The sequence below is a fragment of the Streptomyces sp. NPDC008163 genome, from assembly GCF_042956885.1.
Taxonomy (GTDB): domain Bacteria; phylum Actinomycetota; class Actinomycetes; order Streptomycetales; family Streptomycetaceae; genus Streptomyces; species Streptomyces drozdowiczii_A.
The window spans coordinates 434,584-456,446 of the sequence record NZ_JBIBHG010000004.1; the positions used below are offsets into that span (position 1 = coordinate 434,584).

Genomic DNA, 21,863 nt, shown 5'->3' on the forward strand with positions numbered 1-21,863 from the left:
GCCATAAGATTCCCGCAGGACACCACCAGGTACAGGGAGAGCCGGCGTGAGCTTGAGGATCGTTGTCACTGTGAAGTACGTGCCCGACGCGACCGGTGACCGGCATTTCGCCGATGACCTGACGTTGGACCGTGAGGACGTCGACGGTCTGCTGTCGGAGCTGGACGAGTATGCGGTCGAGCAGGCGTTGCAGATCGCGGACGCGGCGGACGATGCGGAGGTCACCGTGTTGACGGTGGGTCCGGAGGATGCCAAGGACGCGTTGCGCAAGGCGTTGTCGATGGGTGCGGACAAGGCGGTTCACGTCGAGGACGACGATCTGCACGGTACGGACGCGCTGGGTACCTCGCTGGTGCTGGCGAAGGCGATCGAGGAGACCGGGTACGACCTGGTGATCTCCGGGATGGCGTCGACGGACGGCACGATGGGTGTGGTTCCGGCGCTGCTGGCGGAGCGGCTGGGTGTGCCGCAGGTGACGCTGCTGTCGCAGGTGTCGGTCGAGGGCGGTGTCGTGCGCGGCCGTCGCGACGGGGACAGTGCGTCGGAGGAGCTGGAGGCGTCGCTTCCGGCGGTGGTGTCGGTGACCGACCAGTCCGGCGAGGCGCGTTACCCGTCGTTCAAGGGGATCATGGCGGCGAAGAAGAAGCCGGTGAAGTCCCTGGACCTGGACGACCTGGGCATCGACGCGGACGAGGTCGGCCTCGCGGGTGCGTGGTCGGTCGTGGACGAGGCCACGCAGCGTCCGGCGCGGACGGCGGGCACGATCGTGAAGGACGAGGGCGAGGGCGGCAAGCAACTGGCCGAGTTCCTGGCCGGTCAGAAGTTCATCTAGACCCCGTTGGTCTGTGTTCCGTCGTTCGTTTTCGCTGATGTGCAGGAGTAGGTCTGATGGCTGAAGTTCTCGTCTTTGTCGATCATGTGGACGGTGCCGTCCGTAAGCCGACGCTGGAGCTGCTGACGCTCGCGCGCCGGATCGGTGACCCGGTCGCGGTCGCGGTGGGTGCCGGTGCGGCGGGCACGGCGGATGTGCTCGCCGAGCACGGCGCGGTCAAGGTCCTGACCTCGGAGGCGCCGGAGTACGGCGACTACCTGGTCGTGCCTAAGGTGGACGCGCTCCAGGCCGCCCACCAGGCGGTATCGCCCGCCGCCGTGCTGCTGTCCTCCTCCGCCGAGGCCAAGGAGATCGCCGCGCGCCTCGCGGTGCGGATCGGGTCGGGCATCATCACCGACGCGGTCGACCTGGAAGCCGGTGACGAGGGCCCGGTCGCCACGCAGTCGGTGTTCGCGGCCTCGTTCACCACGAAGTCCCGGATCACGCACGGCACCCCGGTCATCACGGTGAAGCCGAACTCGGCACCCGTCGAGCAGGTCGCCGGTGCGGGGGCGGTGGAGGAGCTGGCGGTGGAGTTCTCCGCCGCCGCCACGGGTACGAAGGTGCTGTCGCGCACCCCGCGTGAGTCGACGGGCCGTCCGGAGCTGACGGAGGCCGCGATCGTGGTCTCCGGGGGCCGCGGCGTCAACGGCGCGGAGAACTTCGCGGTCATCGAGGCCCTCGCCGACTCGCTGGGTGCCGCGGTGGGCGCCTCGCGCGCCGCGGTGGACGCCGGCTGGTACCCGCACACCAACCAGGTCGGCCAGACCGGCAAGTCCGTCTCCCCGCAGCTCTACATCGCCAACGGCATCTCCGGCGCGATCCAGCACCGGGCCGGCATGCAGACCTCGAAGACCATCGTCGCGGTCAACAAGGACGCCGAGGCCCCGATCTTCGACCTCGTGGACTACGGCGTCGTCGGCGACCTCTTCGACGTCGTCCCCCAGCTCACCGAGGAGATCAACACCCGCAAGGGCTGACACCCCCTCACCTGTGGTGCCCGGCCGGGGCGGTGAGCGCGGACCATGCGCTCACCGCCCCGGCCGGTCCCGTTTCAGCCGAGCAGTTCCTCCACCAGGTCGGCGGCGCGCGGGGTGCCGCCCTCCGTCCGGGCGTCCTCGCGCAGCCGCGCCGACCGCCGGGCGACCTCGGGGTCGTCGACGAGCGCGGTGAGCGCGTCGCGCAGGGCCTCCGGGGTGGCGTCGTCGGTGTCGACGCGGCGGGCGACCCCGAGCTCGACGAGCTTGTCGGCGTTCATGAACTGGTCGACGCCCTGCGGCACGGCGATCATCGGCACCCCGCTGTACAGCCCCTCGGAGCTGCCGCCCATCCCGGCGTGCGTGACGAAGGCGTCCGCCTGCCGGAGGATGGCCAGCTGCGGCACCCACCGGTGCACCTCGACATTGCCGGGTACGGTGCCCAGCTCCGCCAGGTCCGTCTGCCTGCCGACCTGGAGCACGACGTGCCAGCCGGGCAGGTCGCCGTAGGCCGCCAGGCAGTTGCGGTAGAACTCCGGGCGGTTGGTGTACGCGGAGCCCAGCGAGATCAGCAGCACCTTCTCCGCCCCGGCGGGCCGGGTCCAGCTCTGCTCCTCGCCGCGCCCGGCGAAGCACGGCCCGACGAACGTGACGGTGTCCATGTCCACGTCGTCCGCGTGCGGCTGCATCGCGCGCGGGATCAGGGCGAGGGTGTCGTCGGGGCGCCCGACGAACGTGTCCATGTCCCGCGAGGTCGCGCCGTTCCCGGCCAGCCACTCGGTGAACCGCGCCCGGTACGCGTCGGCCCCGGGCAGCGTCCACAGCTGGGCCGCGACGTCCTTCTCGTAACTCCGCCAGCCGACGAAGGTCGGGTAGAGCTGCATCAGCGGGCGGTTCTGCGACTCGGCCAGAACCCGGGCGGGGTACGCGCCGATGTCGTACAGGTACAGGTCGGCCGGGTCCTCGTCGTAGACGGCGCGCAGCTGCGGCAGGGCCTGGACGGCGTCGTCCAGGAAGAGGCCCATGGCGGCGATCGGGTCGTCGGGCCAGACGTTCTCACCGACGGGGAGCACGGAGTCGTACGGCACGAAGGTGGCGCCGGTGGCCTCGATGCGCTCGGCCATCACGGGGTCGTTGGCGTAGGTGACGCGGTGGCCCCGGGCCACCAGTTCGCGGATGACCTCGATGCTCGGCAGCACATGGCTCACGACGGAGGTGCCGATCATGGCGATATGGGCAGGGCGGCGTGACATACGGAATCACTCGTTTCAGTTCTGCGGCGGAAGTGGACACGGCAGACCGGCGCGTCGCCACCCCGGCGAGGGCCGGGCGGTGGGCGCGTGGATGCGGTGTGCCGGACGGGGTCGGGGACGGGCCCCGGCCGCGTCAGCCGTAGAGCTGCACGATGTTCATGCCGCGACTCTAGCGGCCGCCCGGTCCGCGCGCACAGGGTTTTCCGTGGGCGCGGACCGGGCGGCGGGGCCGTCACGCGCCGGGCGCGGCCGCTTCGAGGTCGTCCACCGTGCCGGACATCAGGGTCCGGATGTGGGCGGTGATGTGCTCGGCCGGCCAGTCCCACCAGGCCAGCGCGAGGAGGCGGGCGACATCCTTCTCCTCGTAACGGGGGCGCAGCAGCCGGGCCGGGTTGCCGCCGACGATCCCGTAGTCCGGCACGTCCTTGGTGACCACCGCGCCGCTGCCGATGATCGCGCCGTGCCCGATCCGCACGCCGGGCAGCACGGTCGTCCCGTGGCCGAACCAGACGTCGTTGCCGACGACCGTGTCGCCCCGGTTCGGCAGCCCCGCGAGCAGGTCGAAGTGGTCGGCCCAGGAGCCGCCCAGGGTGGGGAACGGGAAGGTGGACGGGCCGTCCATGCGGTGGTTGGCGCCGTTCATCAGGAAGCGCACGCCCGTGCCGAGCGCGCAGAACCTGCCGATGACCAGCTTCTCCGGGCCGTAGTGGTACAGCACGTTGCGGGTTTCGAACGCGGTGGCGTCGTCCGGGTCGTCGTAGTACGAGTACTCCCCCACCTCGATCAGCGGCGAGGTCACCAGCGGCTTGAGCTGCACCACCCTGGGCTGGCCGGGCATCGGATGGAGCACGGTCGGGTCTGCGGGTACGGGCAGCGGCATGAGGTCCTCACGGTCGCGGGTCGGGTCCGCCGACCATGATCGCCGCGCCGTGGCCCGTACGACAGCGGATTTACGGGCAAGGCCCGCCCCGGGCGGACCGGGACGGGCGGGTTCGGGCGGCGGATCAGGGCTGGATCGGCATCGACCAGCAGTTGGAGGCGGTGCGCTTGCCCGCCAGGCGGTCGGTCAGCCAGGAGATGGCGTCGCCCTGGTCGGTGATGAGCGGGACCATGTGGTTGGTGAGGATCTTGTCGCCGAGGTTGGGCAGGATGACGGCGTCGTAGGTGACGTCACCGCCCTTGCGGCACCAGTCGACGGCGAGCTGACGCGCCTGGCCGTGCGGCACGATGTCGTCCTGGATGCCGGTCGCCACCCGCACCGGGCCGGACGGCTTGAGGGTGCCGATGCGCTGCTTGTCGAGCGCGGCCTGCGCCTTGGGCTCGGCGGCGATGATCTCGCCGAGGGACTTGCCGGTGGTGGTCCACTTGGAACTCTTCGCGAAGCCGTAGCCGAGGATCGCGTCGCCGACGCACATGGTCGAGGCGTTCTTCAGCGCGGCCCGCCCGGCGTCGTTGATGTTGGCCTCCACGACGTCCCGCAGATCGGCGTCGGACTGCGCGAAGCCGTTGATCGACCAGGCGAGGGCGCCGGCCAGGGCGCTGCCGTCGATGCCCTTCATGGTCGCGGTCAGGTCGGCGGGCGGCGCCCCGGCATAGGTCCCGGCGAGCTGGATCTCGGGGGCGTACGAGGGCTGGAGTTCGGCGGCCGACGCGCTGGCCCCGCCGCCCTGGCTGTAGCCGTACAGGCCCGTCCGGGACGCGGCGGTCAGCGAGGTGGCGGGCAGTTGGTGCGCGGCGCGGACCGCGTCGAGCAGCGCGTGGCCCTCGTCCACCCGGTTGACGTAGGTGTGGAGGCGGTCGGTGGTGCCGAGGCCCACGTAGTCGGTGACGACGACAGCGGCACCGGCGGCCAGCAGCCGGTAGACCGACAGGGTCTCGTAGCCGATCGACACGGACTCGGGGGTGACGGCCAGCGGGTGCTGGAGGGCCAGCGAGGGCGCGCACTGGTCGCCCTGGCCCATGGTGCCCGAGGCCAGCGCGACCAGCGGGCGGGCGCCGCCGCCCTTCCAGGCGGCCGAGGGCTCGATGTAGGCGCCGGTGACCGCGGCCGGCTGCCCGTTGGAGTCGGTCGTGCGGTACATGAGGCGGGTGGCGGTGCCCGGCATCGGGCGGCCGTCCAGCCCCGGCAGGCTCAGGGCGAGCGGCAGGGGCTCGGTCCGGATCAGCGCCCCGTTGGCGGCGGGCAGTTGGGCGGGCGGGTCGTAGAAGGCGGGGATGGTCACGCCCCGGGACACGACGGGCTCGGTGCCGTCGGCGGCGGACGCGGGCGCGGCGTACGCGGCCACGCAGGCCGCCGCGGTCACGGCGACGGCCGCGGCGCGGAAGGGACGGACGCGGCGTGGGGGAAAGGTGGAACGCGAACGGTCCTTGCGGCTCAAGGCTCACTCCTCGCTCTGCTCCGGAAGTACGGGTGAGCGCAAGCTAACAGCGGGGCTTACCGGTGGTAACCCATGAGTAAGTTACGCATTGGTAACTGTCGTCGGCGGCCGAACTCTCCCTGCTCGGCGGCCGAGTTGCTTAAGGTGGGCCCGAGCTGATCATCCGCAGCACCTCCCGCACCCTGGAGTTGGCCATGTCCCGACCGGAGAACGACCCCACCGCCCCGCTCATCGACACCAGCAAGCCGCATCCCGCGCGGATGTACGACTGGTTCCTCGGCGGCAAGGACAACTACCCGGTGGACGAGGCCATGGGCCGTCAGATGCTGGCCGTCGAGCCGAACGTCCCGGTGATGGCGAAGATCAACCGCGCCTTCATGCACCGTGCGACGCGCTGGCTCTCCACCCAGGGCGTCCGCCAGTTCCTCGACATCGGCACCGGGATACCCACCGAGCCCAACCTCCACCAGGTCGCCCAGGCGGCCGCCCCCGCCACCCGGGTCGTCTACTGCGACAACGACCCGATCGTCCTGGCCCACGCCGAGGCGCTGCTCAAGGGCACGCCCGAGGGTGTCATCGACTATGTGCAGGCGGACGCGCGGAACGTCGACACCATCCTCGAACACGCGGGCAAGACACTGGACTTCGGCAAGCCGGTCGCGCTGTCGATGATCGCGCTGCTCCACTTCGTGAGCGACGAGGACGGCGCGTACGAGCTGGTGCGGCGGCTGACCGACGTGCTCGCCCCCGGCAGCTACATGGTCATCTCGCAGATCACCGCCGACTTCCACCCGGAGGAGGCGCGCGAGGTGGACAAGATGTACAAGGCCAACACCCTGACGCTGGCGCCGCGCACCCGCGACCAGTTCGCCTCGTTCTTCGACGGCCTGGAGATCGTGGAGCCCGGCATCGTCGCCGCCGAGGCCTGGCACCCCGAGCTCGGCGAGCCGGTCCCCGGCACGGGCGAGATCGTCACCCCGGGTTACGTGGCGGTCGGCCGCAAGCCGTAACACGCGGAGCCCGACCACGGCAGCCCGGTGCGCACTTCGGTGTCACCGGGCTGTGTGATGATACGGAAAACGGATCAGCGGGGGCGCAGCGTGGACACGGACGGGTCATCCATACCGGACGAGGAGTGGGAGCGCTTCCTGCGGGAGGCGGAGGCCCGGACCCCCGGCGCCCCCGAAGAGCCGTCCGCCCGGGCCCGGATGGTGGCCCAGCGGCTGCGCGAGGAGACCGGCCCGCCCCCGGGATGGCGCACCCATCAGCCGCCCCGGCGACGCGGACGGGTCTGGTACGTGGTGGGCCTGGTGGTCGTCGTCGCGCTGCTCATCGTGGCTTTGGTCCCGGGCCGGGCGGCCGGCTGGCTCGGCTTCGGCGACGGGGGCGGCTCCACGGCGCCGACGCCCGGGGCGCCCACACTGGACGATCCGTTCAAGGGGTCACCGGCGGAGCACTGGGCCGCCGGGACGGCCGGGATCACGATGCCCTCGGCGCGGGCGGCCGGGTGGATGAGCGAGAAGCAGGTGTCGGACGCGCTCGACAGGAGCCTGGCCTTCCTCTCCGACTCCGGCCTCGATCCGGCGGTGCTGCGCGGGGAACGGCCGGCGAAGGCCATCGGGGCCCTCAACACGAAGCAGCCCGGCATCAAGGAGTACCTGGCGAACGCGTTCGACTCCCCGACCCGGGAGGACGACCCGCTGACGCTGTTCAGCCGCTTCGACCCCGCGTACGCGCGCCCAGCCGGTGACGTGGTCAAGACGCGCGGCGAGCTCACCTACCGGGAGGGCGAACGGGGCGCGGTCGAGGTCACCGCCGATGTCACCTTCGTCTACGCCCTCGTGCGGGCCTCCGGGGACGGCGACGAGGTCGCCCGGACGATCGCCCGCCGGGAGATCGTGATGAGCTGGGACGACCCCGGCAAGGTGATCACGGTGCCGGGGACCTTCTCGCTGAAGTCGTACCGGCTGGACTCCGCCAACGGGGGCTGCGAGAACACCACCGGCTACTTCCGCCCCGATTTCGAGAAGGAGCCCGGGCCCTCGGACGGCGCCACGGAAGTCGACCCGTACGAGCGGAGCACCTCGATGGACGAGCGCATGAAGGGCCGGGACACCGCGGACTGCGACACGGCCACCCGCACCTGAGGCCGCGGCACGATACCCGGGCGGGGCGCTCCCCCACGTCGTACGCTTCGGGCGTGACGAGCAAACCCGACACGGGGCAGAACCTGCGCGACCTGGCGCGGCTGCGCCGGGTCCGCGACCGGATCGACCGCGACTACGCGCAGCCGCTGAACGTCGAGGCGCTGGCGCGCGGCGCGCACATGTCGGCGGGGCACCTCAGCCGTGAGTTCAAGCGGGCCTACGGGGAATCCCCGTACGGCTATCTCATGACCCGGCGCATCGAGCGCGCGATGACGCTGCTGCGCCGGGGGGACATGAGCGTCACCGAGGTGTGCTTCGCGGTCGGCTGCTCCTCGCTCGGCACGTTCAGCACGCGCTTCACGGAGCTGGTCGGGATGCCGCCGAGCGTCTACCGGCAGGACGCCGCGCAGGCGACCGAGGGCATGCCGTCCTGCGTCGCGAAGCAGGTGACGCGGCCGGTCAGGAATCGAGAAGCCCCGCTGCCGGGGACGCCGCTAGCGTGAGGGCTTGAACGGGGAAGGCCGCCGCGGGGCCGGCGGCGACGACGGGGCTGCGCGACGGCTCCGCCAATCCAGGGAGACACCATGAGCAGGGCCACAGGTACGCGGCCGCACGCCGCCGACAGCCACGATCTGATCCGTGTGCACGGGGCGCGGGTGAACAATCTCAAGGACGTCAGCATCGAGATCCCGAAGCGCCGGCTGACGGTGTTCACGGGCGTCTCCGGGTCCGGCAAGAGCTCGTTGGTGTTCAACACCATCGCCGCCGAGTCGCAGCGGCTGATCAACGAGACGTACAGCGCCTTCGTGCAGGGGTTCATGCCCACCCTGGCCCGGCCCGAGGTGGACGTCCTGGAGGGGCTGACCACCGCGATCATCGTGGACCAGCAGCGGATGGGCGGCGACACCCGCTCGACCGTCGGCACGGCGACCGACGCCAACGCCATGCTGCGCATCCTCTTCAGCCGCCTGGGCACCCCGCACATCGGCCCGCCGAGCGCGTACTCCTTCAACACCGCGTCGGTGAGGGCGAGCGGTGCGATCACCGTCGAGCGCGGCAACAAGAAGACCGTGAAGGCGACCTTCCAGCGGACCGGTGGCATGTGCACCGAGTGCGAGGGCCGGGGCACCGTCTCGGACATCGACCTCACCCAGCTCTACGACGACTCCAAGTCCCTGGCCGAGGGCGCGTTCACGATCCCCGGCTGGAAGTCCGACAGCTTCTGGACCGTCCGGGTCTACGCCGAGTCCGGCTTCCTGGACCCGGACAAGCCGATCGCGGAGTTCACCAAGAAGGAGATGCAGGACTTCCTGTACCGGGAGCCCACCAAGGTCAAGGTGGAGGGCGTCAACCTCACGTACGAGGGACTGATCCCCAAGATCCAGAAGTCGTTCCTGTCCAAGGACAAGGACTCGCTCCAGCCGCACATCCGGGCGTTCGTGGAGCGCGCGGTCACCTTCACCACCTGTCCGGCCTGCGACGGCACCCGGCTCAGCGAGGGCGCCAGGTCCTCGAAGATCGCCGGCATCAGCATCGCGGACGCCTGCGCGATGCAGACCAGCGACCTGGCCGCCTGGATCCGTGACCTGGACGAGCCCTCGGTGGCGCCGCTGCTCACCGCGCTCGGGGAGACCCTCGACTCGTTCGTGGAGATCGGCCTCGGCTATCTGGCGCTCGACCGCCCCGCCGGCACGCTGTCCGGCGGCGAGGCGCAGCGCGTCAAGATGATCCGCCACCTCGGCTCCTCGCTCACCGACACCACGTACGTCTTCGACGAGCCCACCGCCGGGCTGCATCCGCACGACATCCAGCGGATGAACAACCTGCTGCTGCGCCTGCGCGACAAGGGCAACACCGTGCTGGTGGTGGAGCACAAGCCGGAGACGATCGCGGTCGCCGACCACGTCGTGGATCTCGGTCCGGGCGCCGGTACGGCCGGCGGCACCGTCTGCTTCGAGGGCACCGTCGACGGGCTGCGCGCCTCGGGCACCGTCACCGGGCGCCACTTCGACGACCGTTCCACGCTCAAGGCGGACACCCGGAAGCCCACCGGCGCGCTGGAGGTGCGGGGCGCGTCGGCGAACAACCTGCGCGACGTCGACGTGGACATCCCGCTCGGCGTGCTGACCGTCGTCACGGGCGTCGCCGGGTCCGGGAAGAGCTCGCTGATCCACGGCTCGGTGGCCGGGCGGGAGGGCGTGATCACGGTCGACCAGAGCGCGATCCGGGGTTCGCGGCGCAGCAACCCGGCCACGTACACCGGGCTGCTCGACCCGATCCGCAAGGCGTTCGCCAAGGCCAACGACGTGAAGCCGGGGCTGTTCAGCGCCAACTCCGAGGGGGCCTGCCCGACCTGCAACGGCGCGGGCGTCGTCTTCACGGACCTCGCGATGATGGCGGGCGTCGCCACGGTCTGCGAGGAGTGCGAGGGCAAGCGGTTCCAGGCTTCGGTGCTCGAATACCGGTTCGGCGGGCGGGACATCAGCGAGGTGCTCGCGATGTCGGTCGCCGAGGCCGAGGAGTTCTTCGGCTCCGGTGACGCGCGTACACCGGCCGCGCACCGCGTCCTCGAACGGCTGGTGGACGTCGGGCTCGGCTACCTCAGCCTCGGCCAGCCGCTGACCACGCTCTCCGGCGGTGAGCGGCAACGGCTGAAGCTCGCCACGCACATGGGCGAGAAGGGCGGCGTCTACGTGCTGGACGAGCCGACCACCGGACTGCACCTCGCGGACGTGGAGCAGCTGCTCGGGCTGCTCGACCGGCTGGTGGACTCCGGCAAGTCGGTCGTCGTCATCGAGCACCACCAGGCCGTGATGGCGCACGCCGACTGGATCATCGACCTGGGCCCCGGCGCCGGGCACGACGGCGGCACCCTGGTCTTCGAGGGCACCCCCGCCGACCTGGTCGCCGCGCGCTCCACCCTGACGGGCGAGCACCTGGCGGAGTACGTCGGCGCCTGAGCGGGCCCCCGCGCCCGCCCGGTCCGTGGTGACCGGGCGGGCGCTGTCATGAGCGCCCCCGGAGACGGGCTCGGGTGGCAGCGGGACCGCTTGACGGGCAGTCAGGTCAAGGCGGCATGCCGTGAAGGTCATGTGCCTCTTCAGGATGGCCTGTTCACTGCGGTGCAGGGGCGGTGAGGAATCGTCGCCTTCGCTAATCGGACGCAACTTCTCCCGACATGGCGCACCTGTGTGGAGCCCGTCGAGCCGCGCACACTGGGGCTAATCAGACGGCCAGCGGCCGCACTTGACCGAATCCGACCGCTTTCGCGCAGCGAACTGACCGCAAATTTTCGGCGCTGCACGCATCCGACGTTGTGCACTAGGCATAGGATCAAGCCGCGCAATGCGAGCCCCATCCACCCCACCCGTCCCATCCGTAACTGTGCGCACGATGTACGAGCGTCCCTACCGACACCCCACAACCCGTTAACAGGTATCTGCGTGTCACCGATACTCAAGCCCGGTTCCGGCGACGGAGCCGCGCAGTGAAAATCAATCGCCGCCTCGTCCTGCTGGTCACCGCTCCCCTCACCGTCGCGGTCACGTTCTCGGCCCTGGCCCTCGCACCCGCCACCAACCAGGCACTCCAGGCGAACCGGCTGGCCGACATGGTCGACGTCGCCGCCGGCGCAGCCGATTTAACGCACCAGCTGCAGCGTGAGCGCGCCGCAGCCACCGCCCTGGTCTCCGATCAGGGGGACTCGTCCGCCTTCCAGGCGAGCTCCGACGCGACCGACAAGAGCATCGACGCCTTCAAGAGCCGCACCGGCGGACTCTCCGAGGTGCCCGGAAGCGCCCAGGAGGCACTGGACCGCATCGACCGCTTCATCGATGAACTCCCCGCCCTGCGCGCCCAGGTGCGCTCGGGCAGCACCACCATCTCGGCGCTCGCCTTCGGCTACCGGATCGTGATCGCGGACCTCAACGGTTACCGCGACGGCATCGCCCAGGCCGACGGTGTCGACGCCGACATCGCCGACCGCATCCGCGCCGCCGCGGCGCTGTCCGAGGCCGCCGAGCACACCGCGCAGCAGCAGATCACCGTCATGAGGGCGCAGGCCGCCGGTGGTTTCACCGCGGCGTCCCAGCGCACCTTCGACGCGAGCCGGCTCGGCTACACCGAGTCGACAAGCGTGATGTTCGGCCTCGGCCCGAGCGAGTGGCGGTCCTGGCTGGAGCGCACCCTCTCCGGCCCGAAGGCCCTGGAGTCCCGCAAGCTGGAAGACCGGATCGGCCGCACGGACACCAGCAAGCCGATCGGCGTCACCCCGAAGGAGTGGCAGAAGGCGTCGGCCGACCGGCAGACCCTGCTGCACCAGGTCGAGGAGCGGATCGACGACTCGGTCGCCGCCACCGTCGACGCCGAGCGCACCAGGCTGCTGTGGACCGCGGGCGCCGAGGTCGCCCTCGTGCTGCTCACCCTCGTCGGTGTCGTCCTCGTCGCCGTCCGCCTCGGCCGGGTCATGATCCGCCGGCTGCGCGACCTGCGCAACGCCGCGCACGAGGTGGCCCACACCCGGCTGCCCGCCGTCATGAGCGAGCTGTCCCAGCCCGGCGCGCTGAGCGGGGCCACGCCCGAGCAGGTCGCCGAACGCACCGGAAACCCCGTCGAGACCACGAGCGGGGACGAGATCGGTGAGGTCGGCGAGGCGTTCAACGCCGTCCACCACGAGGCCGTACGCCTCGCGGCCGAACAGGCCCGGGTGCACGAGCAGTTCGCCGAGACCCTGGTCCGGGTCGCCCGCCGGGGCGCCCAGCTGACCAGCGTCATGGTGTCCGAGCTGGACACGGTGCAGCGCGACGAGGCCGACCCGGAGCGCATGAAGACGCTCTTCGCGCTGGACCACCTCGCGATCCGCATGGAGCGCAACACCAACAACCTCCTGGTGCTGGGCGGTTACGGCAACGCCCGGGTGCGCTCCGCCGACATCGGCTGCTCCACCGTCATCGTGGCGGCGGCCCAGCAGATCGAGCGCTTCGACCGGGTGTCCCTCGGCGCGATCGAGGCCGGCATCGGCATCGCCGCCCGCGCCGTGCACGACGTCGCGCACATCCTGGCGGAACTCCTCGACAACGCGACCCGTTTCTCCCCGCCCGATGCCCAGGTCGGGGTCGCCGTCTGGCGGCTCTGGGACCGGGCCGTCGTCCAGATCGTCGACGAGGGCGTGGGGATCTCGGCGGACCGCCGGGCCGTGCTCAACGCCGGGCTGCGCGAGCCGAAGGCGGGCATCGGGGACGTGCGGTCCATGGGTCTGCACGTGGTGGCGCGCCTCGCCGCCCGGCACGGCATCGTTGTCGAACTGCGCGACTCCTCGGGCCCGGGCACCATCGCCGAGGTCACCCTCCCCAAGGAGGTGCTGGCCGAGGTGTCCGAGGAACCGGCACCGCCGGCGGCGAACGGCTTCGAGTCGCCCCGTACGGTCGTCACCCGCCGGAAGCAGGACACCGTACGCGGGCGGGTCGGCCGCCCGGTCGGCGCGGGCGCCCGGGCGGGCGCCCCGACGGCCCCCGGCACGCGTGAGGAGCACGAGGCCCCGGCCCGTACCGAGGTCACCGACGCACCCGCCCCGCACCCCGTGCACGACGAGCCGGCCTCGCGCATCGCGGGCGTCAGCGCCTCCGGGCTTCCGGTCCGCAAGCGCACCGCGCCCCAGCAGTGGCCCGCACGGGAGAAGCGGGCCGCCACCGAGCAGCGGTCCGGCGCCGGTGCGCCGCGGCCGACCCCCCGCCGCCGGGACTCCCGGCAGGTATCCGACGTCCTGGCGGCCTACGCCCAGGGCATCAGCCGGAGCACGAACCCCCGCGGGCGTCCCGCCAACAATGACGACACCGAACGGACCAAGAAATGACCTCACCCACCGACCTGAGCTGGATCCTGAGCGACTTCGCCGGACGCATCCCGGAGGTCACCCAGGCGATAGCCGTGTCCGTGGACGGACTCGCGCTCGCCTACACCGGCGTGGAGCGCGACGACGCCGACCGGCTGGCCGCAATCGCCTCCGGCGTCGTGAACCTGCTGTCCGCGGCCGCCCAGCTCACCGACACCGACCCGGTGGAGCACAGCCTCACCGCGATGGAGGGCGGCTACATGTTCTCCATGGCCGTCTCCAGCGGCGCCTCGCTCCTGGTGATGACCACCAGGGACGCGGACATCGGCGAGGTCAGCTACATGATGTCCGAGCTGATCAACCAGGTCGGCGACTCGCTGTCCCCCCAGGTCCGTTCCCCGCACACCTCCCCCACACGCTGACCCGACCGTCCCCCACGGTCGAACCGACCCGTCCGCGGAGCCGACTCCGCGGTCGGGTCACACCGTTGTCCGACACTCCCCCGATGAGAGCACTCATGTTCTTCGACATACCCCGTCGCAGCCGCCACCGCAGATTCGTCCGGCCCGTCGGCGCCGCCGCCCTCGCCCTCGGCCTGGCCGCCGTCACCGGATGCAGCAGCGACAGCGGCTCCGGCGACAAGACCGTCAAGGTCGGCCTGGTCGCCTCGCTTTCCGGCACCTACAAGCCGGTCGGCACCGACCTGCGCGACGGCTTCCAGCTGTATCTGAAGACGCACGACAACAAGCTGGGCGGGTACAAGGTCGATCTCATCGTGGCCGACGAGGGCGACGGTCCTCCGACCGCCGTTCCGGCCGCCACCAAGCTGGTCAAGAAGGACAAGGTCGACGTGCTGACCGGCCTGGTCAGCGGTGGCTCGGTCAACGCGGTGCTGCCGCTGGTCGGCCAGGCGAAGATCCCCTTCCTCGGCTCCAACGCCCGTCCCGAGGTCAAGGACCCCGAGTACGTGTGGACGACGAGCTTCATGTCCGACGAGCCGGGCAAGGCCATCGCCCCGTACGTCAAGGAGAAGGTGGACGGCCCGGTCTACGCGATCGGACCGGACTACCAGGGCGGCTACGACGAACTGCGCGGTTTCACCGACGAGTTCAAGCGCATCGGCGGCAAGCTCGCCAACCCCGACGGCAAGACCAAGTGGACGCCGTTCCCGAAGACGACCAACTTCATGCCGTACTTCGCGGAGATCGCCAAGACCGACGCCAAGGCGGTCTACTGCTTCTACGCCGGCAAGGCCGCGATCGACTTCGCCAAGCAGTACGCGCAGTCCGACGTCGCCGACCTGCCGCTGTACACCGCCTTCGTCACCGAGGGCAGCGTGCTCCAGGCCGAGGGCCAGGCAGCCAAGGGCATCTACTCCGTCCTGAACTACGCGCCGGACCTCGACAACGCGGCCAACCGCAAGTTCGCCGCCGACTGGACCGCCGAGCACGACACCCAGCCGACCACGTACGCCATGTCGTCCTACGACGCCGCGGCCGTGCTCGACAAGGCCATCGCGGACGCCGCGAAGAAGGGTGACGTGACGCCGCAGACGATCAACAAGGCCATCGCGAGCCTGGGCCAGATCGACAGTCCGCGCGGCAACTGGGAGTTCAGCGAGAAGGCCCACGCCCCGGTGCAGACGTGGTACCTGCGCCAGGTGCGCCCGGACGGCAACCAGCTGTCCAACGTCATGGTCCAGGACCTGGCGACGCTCGGCGGCTGACATGGATCTGCTCGATGCCCACCTCGTGCCGGCGGTCGACGGCGTGGCCTACGGGCTGCTGCTGTTCGTGGTCGCCGCCGGCCTGAGTCTCGCGTTCGGCACGGCCGGCGTACTGAACCTCTCGCACGGCATGCTGTACGCGATCGGCGCCTACACCGGCGCCGAGCTGAGCGACGGAACGTGGGGCGGCCTCGTCCTCGGGCTCGCGGCCGGAACGGCTGCCGCGGCCCTCGCCGGGGCGGGGCTCTCCGCCGCCACGGTTCCGCTCGCCCGGCGTGGGCATCTCGCACAGGCCCTGCTGACGTTCGGGATCGCCCTCGTCGGCGGGGACCTGCTGATCCAGTTCTTCGGGGCCGACGAACTGCCGGTGCGCGTCCCCGGCGCGCTCGACTCCTCGGTCCACCTGCTGGGCCACCGCTACCCCGCCTACCGGCTCTGCTTCATCGCCATGGCCGTCGCCCTGGCGGCCTTCGGTACGTGGATACTCACCCGGACCCGGGTGGGTGCGGCGGTACGCGCGTCGGCGGACGACCCCCAGATGCTCGCCGCCACCGGCCACAACCCCCGTGCCGTGCACACCGGTGTGCTCGCCGCGGCGGGCGCGCTGGCCGGGGCGGCGGGCGTGCTCGGGGCGCCGATCATCGGCCCCGGGCCCGGCACCTCCGAGAACGTGCTGATGCTGTCCCTCGTGGTCGTCGTCCTCGGCGGGCTGCGCTCGCTGTGGGCGACGTTCGCCGCGGCGGTCGCCGTGGGCGAGGTCCAGACCCTGGGCGTCTCGGTGCTGCCGGACCTGGCGCCGTACCTGCTGTTCGCCGCGATGGCGGCGGTCCTGGTGTTCCGCTCCCGCTTCACGGAGCCGGAGGCGCACGAGGAGCGGGGCCCGTCCTCCGACCCGGTCTCCCGGCTGCGCCGGCTCCTCGCCGCCCGCTGGGAGAACCAGACGCGCGGGGCGGCGCCCGTTCCGGCCGCCCCCGCCCGGCTCGGCGCCTGGCTGCACTCGGCCGGGTGGCGGCAGGCCGTCCCGCTGCTCGTGCTGCTCGCCGTGCTCTTCGCGCTCCCTGGGATGCTCGACTCGTACAGCATCTCGCTCGCCGGGTCCGCCCTGGCGCTCGGGCTGCTCGCGGTCAGCGTCACCGTGCTGACCGGGTACGCCGGTCTGCCCACGCTCGGGCAGACCGCCCCGTTCGCCGTGGGCGCGTACGCCACCGCCAACCTGGCCGACGCCGGGTGGACGGTGGGCCCGGTCCAGATCGTCCTGTCGGCCCTCGCGGCCGCCGTGTTCTCGGCGGTGACCGGACCGGCGGTGATCCGCGCCCGGGGGACGACGGTGCTGATGATCACGCTGGCGGTGGGCGAGCTGACCAGTGCGGTGATCAACCAGGTCAAGTCCGTCACCGGCGGCGCCGACGGGCTGGTCGGCTTCCCGGCCACCCGGGCGCTGTGGGGCGGCGAGGGCATGACCGAGGAGCGCGAACTGTACGTGTACGCGGCGGTCGTCGCGGTCGTCGCCGTCGCCCTCACCCTGCTGGTGCTGCGCTCCCCGGCCGGCAAGCTGCTCACCGGGACCCGGGGCGCCGAGGCGCGGATGCGCGCGTCCGGCCACCCCGTGGGGCGCTATCTGCTGGTGGCCCACATCTGCGCCGGTGCGCTGGCCGGGGTGGGCGGCTCGCTGATGGTCACCGTGCAGCAGTACCTCTCCCCCGCCGACGTCGGCTTCGAGATCGCCGCGTTCGCGCTGCTCGCGGTCGTCATCGGCGGTACGACGTCGGTCATCGGCGCCCTGCTCGGCGCCGGGCTGATCGTGTTCACCCGGGACTGGGTCGCCGGCTCCTGGCCGGGTCACGGGCCGCTGCTGCTCGGGGCGCTGTTCATCGCCGCCGTGTATCTGCTGCCGCGCGGCCTGGCCGGTCTGCGTGTCGTCGCCGGCCGCCCGGCTCCCGCCGTCTCCCCCGGGAAGGTCGCCCCATGACGCCCGAAGCCGCGCAGCCGGTCCCCGTGCTGGACCTCGACCACCTCACGCGCAGGTACGGCAGCCTCACCGCCGTGGACGACGTCGCGCTGCGGCTGCCCCCGGGCGCCCGGCACGCCGTCATCGGCCCCAACGGCGCGGGCAAGACGACCCTGCTCAACCTCATCGCCGGGACCGACCGGCCCGACCGGGGCACGATCGCGCTGAACGGTGCGGACGTCACCCGGGCGTCCACCGCGAAGCGCAGCCGGCTGGGCATCGCGCGCAGCTTCCAGCAGCCCTCCGTCATCGGTGAGTTGACGGTGCTGGACAACATCGTGCTGGCCGGCTGGGCGCACCACCCGAAGCGCCGGGGCGCCTGGCGCAGCCCGTCCCGCTACCGGCTGCACACCGAGTCAGCGGGGCAGCACCTGGAGACCGTCGGCCTCGCGCACCTGGCGCACCGGCCGGCCTCCGAGCTCTCGCACGGGCAGCGCCGCATGCTGGACCTGGCCGCGGCCCTGGCGGGCGATCCGCGGCTGCTGCTCCTGGACGAGCCGGCGGCCGGGCTGACCGACGGCGACATCGGCCGGCTGCTCGCCATCCTCGGGGCGCTGCCCGCGAGCGTGGCGGTCGTCCTGGTCGAGCACCACGTCGAGGTCGTCGCCCAGGTCGCCACGTCGGTGACCGTGCTGACGGCGGGGCGGGTGCTGGTGACCGGGCCGACCGCGGAGGCGCTCGCCCACCCGGAGGTCCGCGACGCGTACCAGAACACCGTGCCGGTGTCCGGTGAGGCGCCGGACCTCGTCACCGGATCCACCGAAGCGAGAGGATGACCGACCCCCGATGCTCGAAATCACGGGCCTGACCGCGGGCTACCACGGCGGCACGGTCCTCCACGGCCTCGACCTGTCCGTGCCCGCCGGGACGGTGCACGCCGTCGTCGGCCACAACGGCGCGGGCAAGACGACGCTCGTCCACACCGTCGCCGGTCTGATGCGCCCGGACGCGGGCACGGTACGGCTGGCCGGCCGGGACGTCACGGGGCAGCCCGCGCACCGGATCGCCCGGGCCGGCGTCGGTCTCGTACCGCAGGGCCGCCGGGTGTTCGCCAACCTCAGCGTCGCCGAGCACCTGCGGCTCTCGTACCGTCCGCCGCGCCGGGGCGACGCCGCGCGGCCGAGTGTGTGGACGCCCGAGCGGGTGCTGGAGCTGCTGCCGAGGCTGGGCGAGCGCCGGGGCAACCGGGGCACGGACCTGTCGGGCGGGGAGCAGCAGATGCTGGCCCTGGCCCGGGCGCTGCTCGGTTCGCCGAGCGTGCTGCTGCTCGACGAACCGACGGAGGGCCTGGCGCCCGCCCTGGTCCGTCAGGTGCACGACCTGGTGGTGACGCTGGCCGGCGACGGCATCGCCGTACTCCTGGTGTCGCCCAGTCCGGCGACGGCGGCCGGGTGCGCGGACACGCTGACGGTCCTGACGTCGGGCCGGGTGGCGCTGCGGCTGGACGGTGCCGAGGCCCGCGAGGACCCGACGGCGCTGCTCGCGGCGCTGGAGCTGGCGCCCGCGGCGTCCTGACGGGCGCGAGGGGGCGGTGAGGCCCCCTCGCGCTCCTCGCTACTTCACCTTCAGGCTGTGGCCGCCGAAGCCGCTGCTGCGGTCGGAGCCGCTGTTCTGGTCCTGCCACCAGGCGTCGAACCCAGGCTGCCGCATGGCCGCCCAGTCCGGGGTGTTCTCGACCTGGGTGCTGCCCATGCGGCGGGCCAGGGCCACCATGGCGGAGCCGACCGGGCCGCGCCCGGCGTCGTAGCGCTCCAGCACGTCCTTCCAGCTGTCCCCGGCGATCCAGGCGGCTTCCAGGGCGGTCGCGTCCTGGAGCGCCTTCACGCTGCCGGCGCCGACGTGCGGGCGGGCGACGCTGGCGGCGTCGCCGACGAGCGCCATGCGGCCCGAGGTGTAGTGCGGGACGACCAGGTCGTAGATGGGCTGGATGAAGGTGGTCTCGGCGGGCGTGCCGAGCACCTTGGCCGCCCAGAACGGCGGGAAGTGGTCGGCGACCAGGGCGCGCAGCCAGTCGGTCAGCTCGGAGTTGAGGCGGCCGGGCGGGAGCGAGGTGGGGGTGCGCAGGTCCGGGTGGAGGCCGTCGGTCTGCGGGGGCGTGGTGTAGAGCACCCAGTTGAGGCGGTGGCCACCGGTGCCGTCCGGGATGCGGTAGATCATGCAGTGGCCGTTGGGGAAGACGATGTTGTGCGCGTCGAGCCCGTCCGAGGGCAGCCCCTCGACATCCTCCGACGCGCCGCGCCAGCCGATGTAGCCGGCGTATTCGGGGCTGATGCCGGGGAACATGGCGTCGCGGACCACGGAGCGGTAGCCGTCGGCGCCGATGACGAGGTCGAACCGCTCCTCGTGGCCGTCGGCGAGCCGCAGGGTCACCCCGTCGTCGGCCGGTTCCACGGCGGTGACGACGGCGCCGGAGCGGTAGTCGACGCCCTCGGGCACTCGGCTGCGCAACTCGCTCCAGAGCGAACCCCAGTTGTAGGCGCGGAACGGGAACGGCTGCTGCCCGAAGCCCCGGCCGTGCGGCGCGTCTCCGTCCCGTACGCTCCACACCCGCCGGGTCAGGGGCGCCCAGGGCATCTCGGGGGCTACGTATCCGGCCTCTCTCAGCTCCTCGTAGCGGTCGCTCTGGAGGGCGATTCCGACGCCCCGGTCCCGGAGTTCGGCGTCGGCGCGCTCGAAGACGGTGACGCGGTCCGCTCCGGCGCGCGACGCGGCCAGGGCCGTGGCACACCCCGCTATGCTCCCGCCGACCACGGCGATGCTGCCTCCACGCATGACTGGCTCTCCACTCACTTGATGTCCCGGCCGTCCGCCCGGCGGCTCTCCCGCCGGGGCGCCGGGGCGGTATGACGCTTGCTCGGGCGCTGGCCGGCCGCGCCTTCGCGGTCGCGGCCCGCACCGAATCCTAGCGAGGGGCCTACGGCGCCCGAGCGGCCAGGTTGTTGCCTTTTTCAGCCACCGATACATCGTCAATAGTCGTCCGGTGTGCGTTCCTTGGTCATTTCTGATTAGTGTTCTGTCATGTCCCCCTCGCCGGTGAACCGCTCAACCCCCCACCCGGCGGCCGGCTTCGGCAGCGGGTTGACCGGCTGCGGCGGACCGTGGACCGGCCCGCCCCCCGGTGCCCGCGCGGCCGGCGGAACCGTCCCCCTCATTTCCGCGAGGACCCCATGACCGAACCGATATTGATCCTGCTCGCGCTGGCGGCGGGGGCCTGTGTCTCGCTGTGGTTCCTGATCCGAGCCCGCGCCGAGAAGCGGCGGGCGGAAGAATTCCGGCAGCAGCGTGAGCAGTTGGCGCAGCAGATCCGGGCCGCCGAGCAGTACGTGGCACATATCGCCCAGAGCGTCGTCCAGGCGGCCGCGTCGGAGGCGCAGACCGGCCGCCCCTACCAACTGGATTCGGCCATCCCGCCCCAGCTGGCCCATACCCAGCTCGCCAACGCGCTCACCGCCCTGGCGAACCAGGTGCGCTCCGCGATCACCATGACGGGCCGCCTCGCGCAGAACGCCGCCGAGGAACAGCTCACCCAGGTCTGGGCGGAGACGGAGCGCCAGGTCGCGCAGGCCCGCCAGGAGTCGGTGGACACGGCCCGGGCGGCGGTACGCGCCTTCGCGTCCAGCACCGTGCACCGCGCGGCGAAGCTGAGCAGCACGATCAGCGCGGGGGTGCGGCGCCATGTGTCGGACGACGCGTACGCGACCCTGGTCGAGATGGACCACCTGGCCCAGCAGATGCTGCTCACCGCGTCCGGCTACGGCGTCCTGGCCGGTGACAAGCTGTCGCGGCGCTGGCCCGCCACCACCCTGACCGATGTGGTCCGCACCGCCATGGGCCGGGTCGAGGGCTATCAGCGCGTCCAGCACACGGACCTGGAGTCCTTCGCGGTGCGCAGCCGGTCCGTCGAGGCGGTCGTCCACACCCTGGCGGTGCTCCTGGACAACGCCCTGCGCTACTCGCCGCCCAACGCCCTGGTGCACGTCTCCCTGGAGCACGGGGCGAACGCGGCGTTCCTCGTCGTGGACGACGCCGGTCTGCGGATGGAGGACGAGCGGCTGACCTGGGCCCGCGAGGTGATGTCCGGCGAGCAGCGCGACGACATCACCCGGCTGGGCGCCTATCCGCAGACGGGTCTGCGGGTGGCCTCGGTCCTGGCCGCCCAGTACGGCTTCCGCGTCGAGCTGACCGCGCCGAACCTGTACGGGGGGACCCGCGCGATCATCGTGCTCCCGCAGGAGCTGCTGACCACACCGGGTCCTTCCCGGCCGGTGCCCGCGCAGTCGCTGCCCACGGCCCGGAAGGCCACCGTCCCGCCGGCCCACCGGCCGGCCCCGCTCCCGGAGGCCCCGCCCATGACCGGGTCCGCGCCCGAGCCCGCCGCACCCCAGCCCGCCGCGCCCACGCCTGCCGCCGCCCCCGCCGCAGCCGCCCCGCCCGCGCCGGCCCCCGTGTCCCCGCCCGCCCCGCCCGCCGAGGAGCCCGCGTCCGGTCCGGCGCAGGCGACCACGGCCAGTGGGCTCACCGTCCGCCGGCGCGGGACGCGGCCCGCCGCCGGGCGGTCCGGGCCGGAACCGGAGGTCGAGCCGGGCAGGCCCGCGGTGGCCGCCGCGTGGATGGCGGGCAGCCGCCGCAGCCGGGACAACCAGAACACCCCTCGTACGGACGAAGGACGTTGA

General features: G+C 72.2%; 17 protein-coding genes. 13 read left to right on the plus strand and 4 right to left on the minus strand.

All coding sequences use genetic code 11. The annotated features are described in order from the left end of the window. Nucleotides 1-46: 46 nt before the first annotated feature. The gene (locus ACFZAT_RS12390) at nucleotides 47-832 is read left to right on the plus strand and encodes an electron transfer flavoprotein subunit beta/FixA family protein (protein WP_391263451.1); all 786 of its coding nucleotides are present in this window, start codon (nucleotides 47-49) and stop codon (nucleotides 830-832) included. 56 nt (nucleotides 833-888) lie between these two features. Beyond that, a complete protein-coding gene (locus ACFZAT_RS12395; RefSeq protein ID WP_391263453.1) occupies nucleotides 889-1,851 on the plus strand; it encodes an FAD-binding protein in 963 nt (320 codons plus the stop codon). 74 nt (nucleotides 1,852-1,925) lie between these two features. Here the strand turns inward: ACFZAT_RS12395 and ACFZAT_RS12400 are convergent, their stop codons facing one another. From ACFZAT_RS12400 to ACFZAT_RS12410, 3 genes are all read right to left on the minus strand, one after another. Beyond that, nucleotides 1,926-3,101 (minus strand): macrolide family glycosyltransferase, encoded by a 1,176-nt coding sequence (locus ACFZAT_RS12400; protein ID WP_391263456.1) that lies wholly within the window; start codon nucleotides 3,099-3,101, stop codon nucleotides 1,926-1,928. 232 nt (nucleotides 3,102-3,333) lie between these two features. Then, a complete protein-coding gene (locus ACFZAT_RS12405) occupies nucleotides 3,334-3,975 on the minus strand; it encodes a CatB-related O-acetyltransferase (RefSeq protein ID WP_391263580.1) in 642 nt (213 codons plus the stop codon). 130 nt (nucleotides 3,976-4,105) lie between these two features. Continuing rightward, complete coding sequence (locus ACFZAT_RS12410; RefSeq protein ID WP_391263458.1) at nucleotides 4,106-5,479, minus strand: lipase family protein; 1,374 nt, start codon at nucleotides 5,477-5,479, stop codon at nucleotides 4,106-4,108. Between the two features lie 194 nt (nucleotides 5,480-5,673). Here ACFZAT_RS12410 and ACFZAT_RS12415 point away from each other — a divergent pair, with 194 nt between their 5' ends. From ACFZAT_RS12415 to ACFZAT_RS12460, 10 genes are all read left to right on the plus strand, one after another. Continuing rightward, nucleotides 5,674-6,489 (plus strand): SAM-dependent methyltransferase, encoded by an 816-nt coding sequence (locus tag ACFZAT_RS12415; RefSeq protein ID WP_391263460.1) that lies wholly within the window; start codon nucleotides 5,674-5,676, stop codon nucleotides 6,487-6,489. Nucleotides 6,490-6,579: 90 nt separating this feature from the next. Further along, nucleotides 6,580-7,626: a hypothetical protein gene (locus ACFZAT_RS12420; RefSeq protein ID WP_391263462.1), complete on the plus strand. Its 1,047-nt coding sequence runs from the start codon at nucleotides 6,580-6,582 to the stop codon at nucleotides 7,624-7,626. 53 nt (nucleotides 7,627-7,679) lie between these two features. Next, entirely contained in the window at nucleotides 7,680-8,129 is a 450-nt protein-coding gene (locus tag ACFZAT_RS12425; RefSeq protein WP_391263464.1) for a helix-turn-helix domain-containing protein, read from the plus strand. A gap of 81 nt (nucleotides 8,130-8,210) precedes the next feature. Further along, the gene (locus ACFZAT_RS12430; protein ID WP_391263466.1) at nucleotides 8,211-10,586 is read left to right on the plus strand and encodes an ATP-binding cassette domain-containing protein; all 2,376 of its coding nucleotides are present in this window, start codon (nucleotides 8,211-8,213) and stop codon (nucleotides 10,584-10,586) included. 527 nt (nucleotides 10,587-11,113) lie between these two features. Then, nucleotides 11,114-13,477 (plus strand): nitrate- and nitrite sensing domain-containing protein, encoded by a 2,364-nt coding sequence (locus ACFZAT_RS12435; RefSeq protein ID WP_391263468.1) that lies wholly within the window; start codon nucleotides 11,114-11,116, stop codon nucleotides 13,475-13,477. Next, the gene (locus tag ACFZAT_RS12440) at nucleotides 13,474-13,878 is read left to right on the plus strand and encodes a roadblock/LC7 domain-containing protein (protein WP_391263469.1); all 405 of its coding nucleotides are present in this window, start codon (nucleotides 13,474-13,476) and stop codon (nucleotides 13,876-13,878) included. Before ACFZAT_RS12435 ends, ACFZAT_RS12440 begins: the two co-directional genes overlap by 4 nt. A 95-nt stretch (nucleotides 13,879-13,973) precedes the next feature. Continuing rightward, entirely contained in the window at nucleotides 13,974-15,182 is a 1,209-nt protein-coding gene (locus ACFZAT_RS12445; RefSeq protein WP_391263583.1) for an ABC transporter substrate-binding protein, read from the plus strand. A 1-nt stretch (nucleotide 15,183) separates the two neighbouring features. Beyond that, nucleotides 15,184-17,151, plus strand: coding sequence for a branched-chain amino acid ABC transporter permease (locus tag ACFZAT_RS12450; RefSeq protein ID WP_391263470.1), 1,968 nt, complete (start codon nucleotides 15,184-15,186; stop codon nucleotides 17,149-17,151). Continuing rightward, nucleotides 17,148-17,966 (plus strand): ATP-binding cassette domain-containing protein, encoded by an 819-nt coding sequence (locus tag ACFZAT_RS12455; RefSeq protein WP_391263471.1) that lies wholly within the window; start codon nucleotides 17,148-17,150, stop codon nucleotides 17,964-17,966. The genes ACFZAT_RS12450 and ACFZAT_RS12455 overlap by 4 nt, the downstream gene beginning before the upstream one ends. A gap of 10 nt (nucleotides 17,967-17,976) precedes the next feature. Next, nucleotides 17,977-18,705, plus strand: coding sequence for an ATP-binding cassette domain-containing protein (locus ACFZAT_RS12460; protein ID WP_391263473.1), 729 nt, complete (start codon nucleotides 17,977-17,979; stop codon nucleotides 18,703-18,705). A gap of 39 nt (nucleotides 18,706-18,744) precedes the next feature. Here the strand turns inward: ACFZAT_RS12460 and ACFZAT_RS12465 are convergent, their stop codons facing one another. Further along, entirely contained in the window at nucleotides 18,745-19,962 is a 1,218-nt protein-coding gene (locus tag ACFZAT_RS12465) for an FAD-dependent monooxygenase (RefSeq protein ID WP_391263475.1), read from the minus strand. 395 nt (nucleotides 19,963-20,357) lie between these two features. Between ACFZAT_RS12465 and ACFZAT_RS12470 the strand changes: the two genes are divergently transcribed. After that, on the plus strand, nucleotides 20,358-21,863 hold the full coding sequence (locus tag ACFZAT_RS12470; protein WP_391263477.1) for an ATP-binding protein: 1,506 nt from the start codon (nucleotides 20,358-20,360) through the stop codon (nucleotides 21,861-21,863).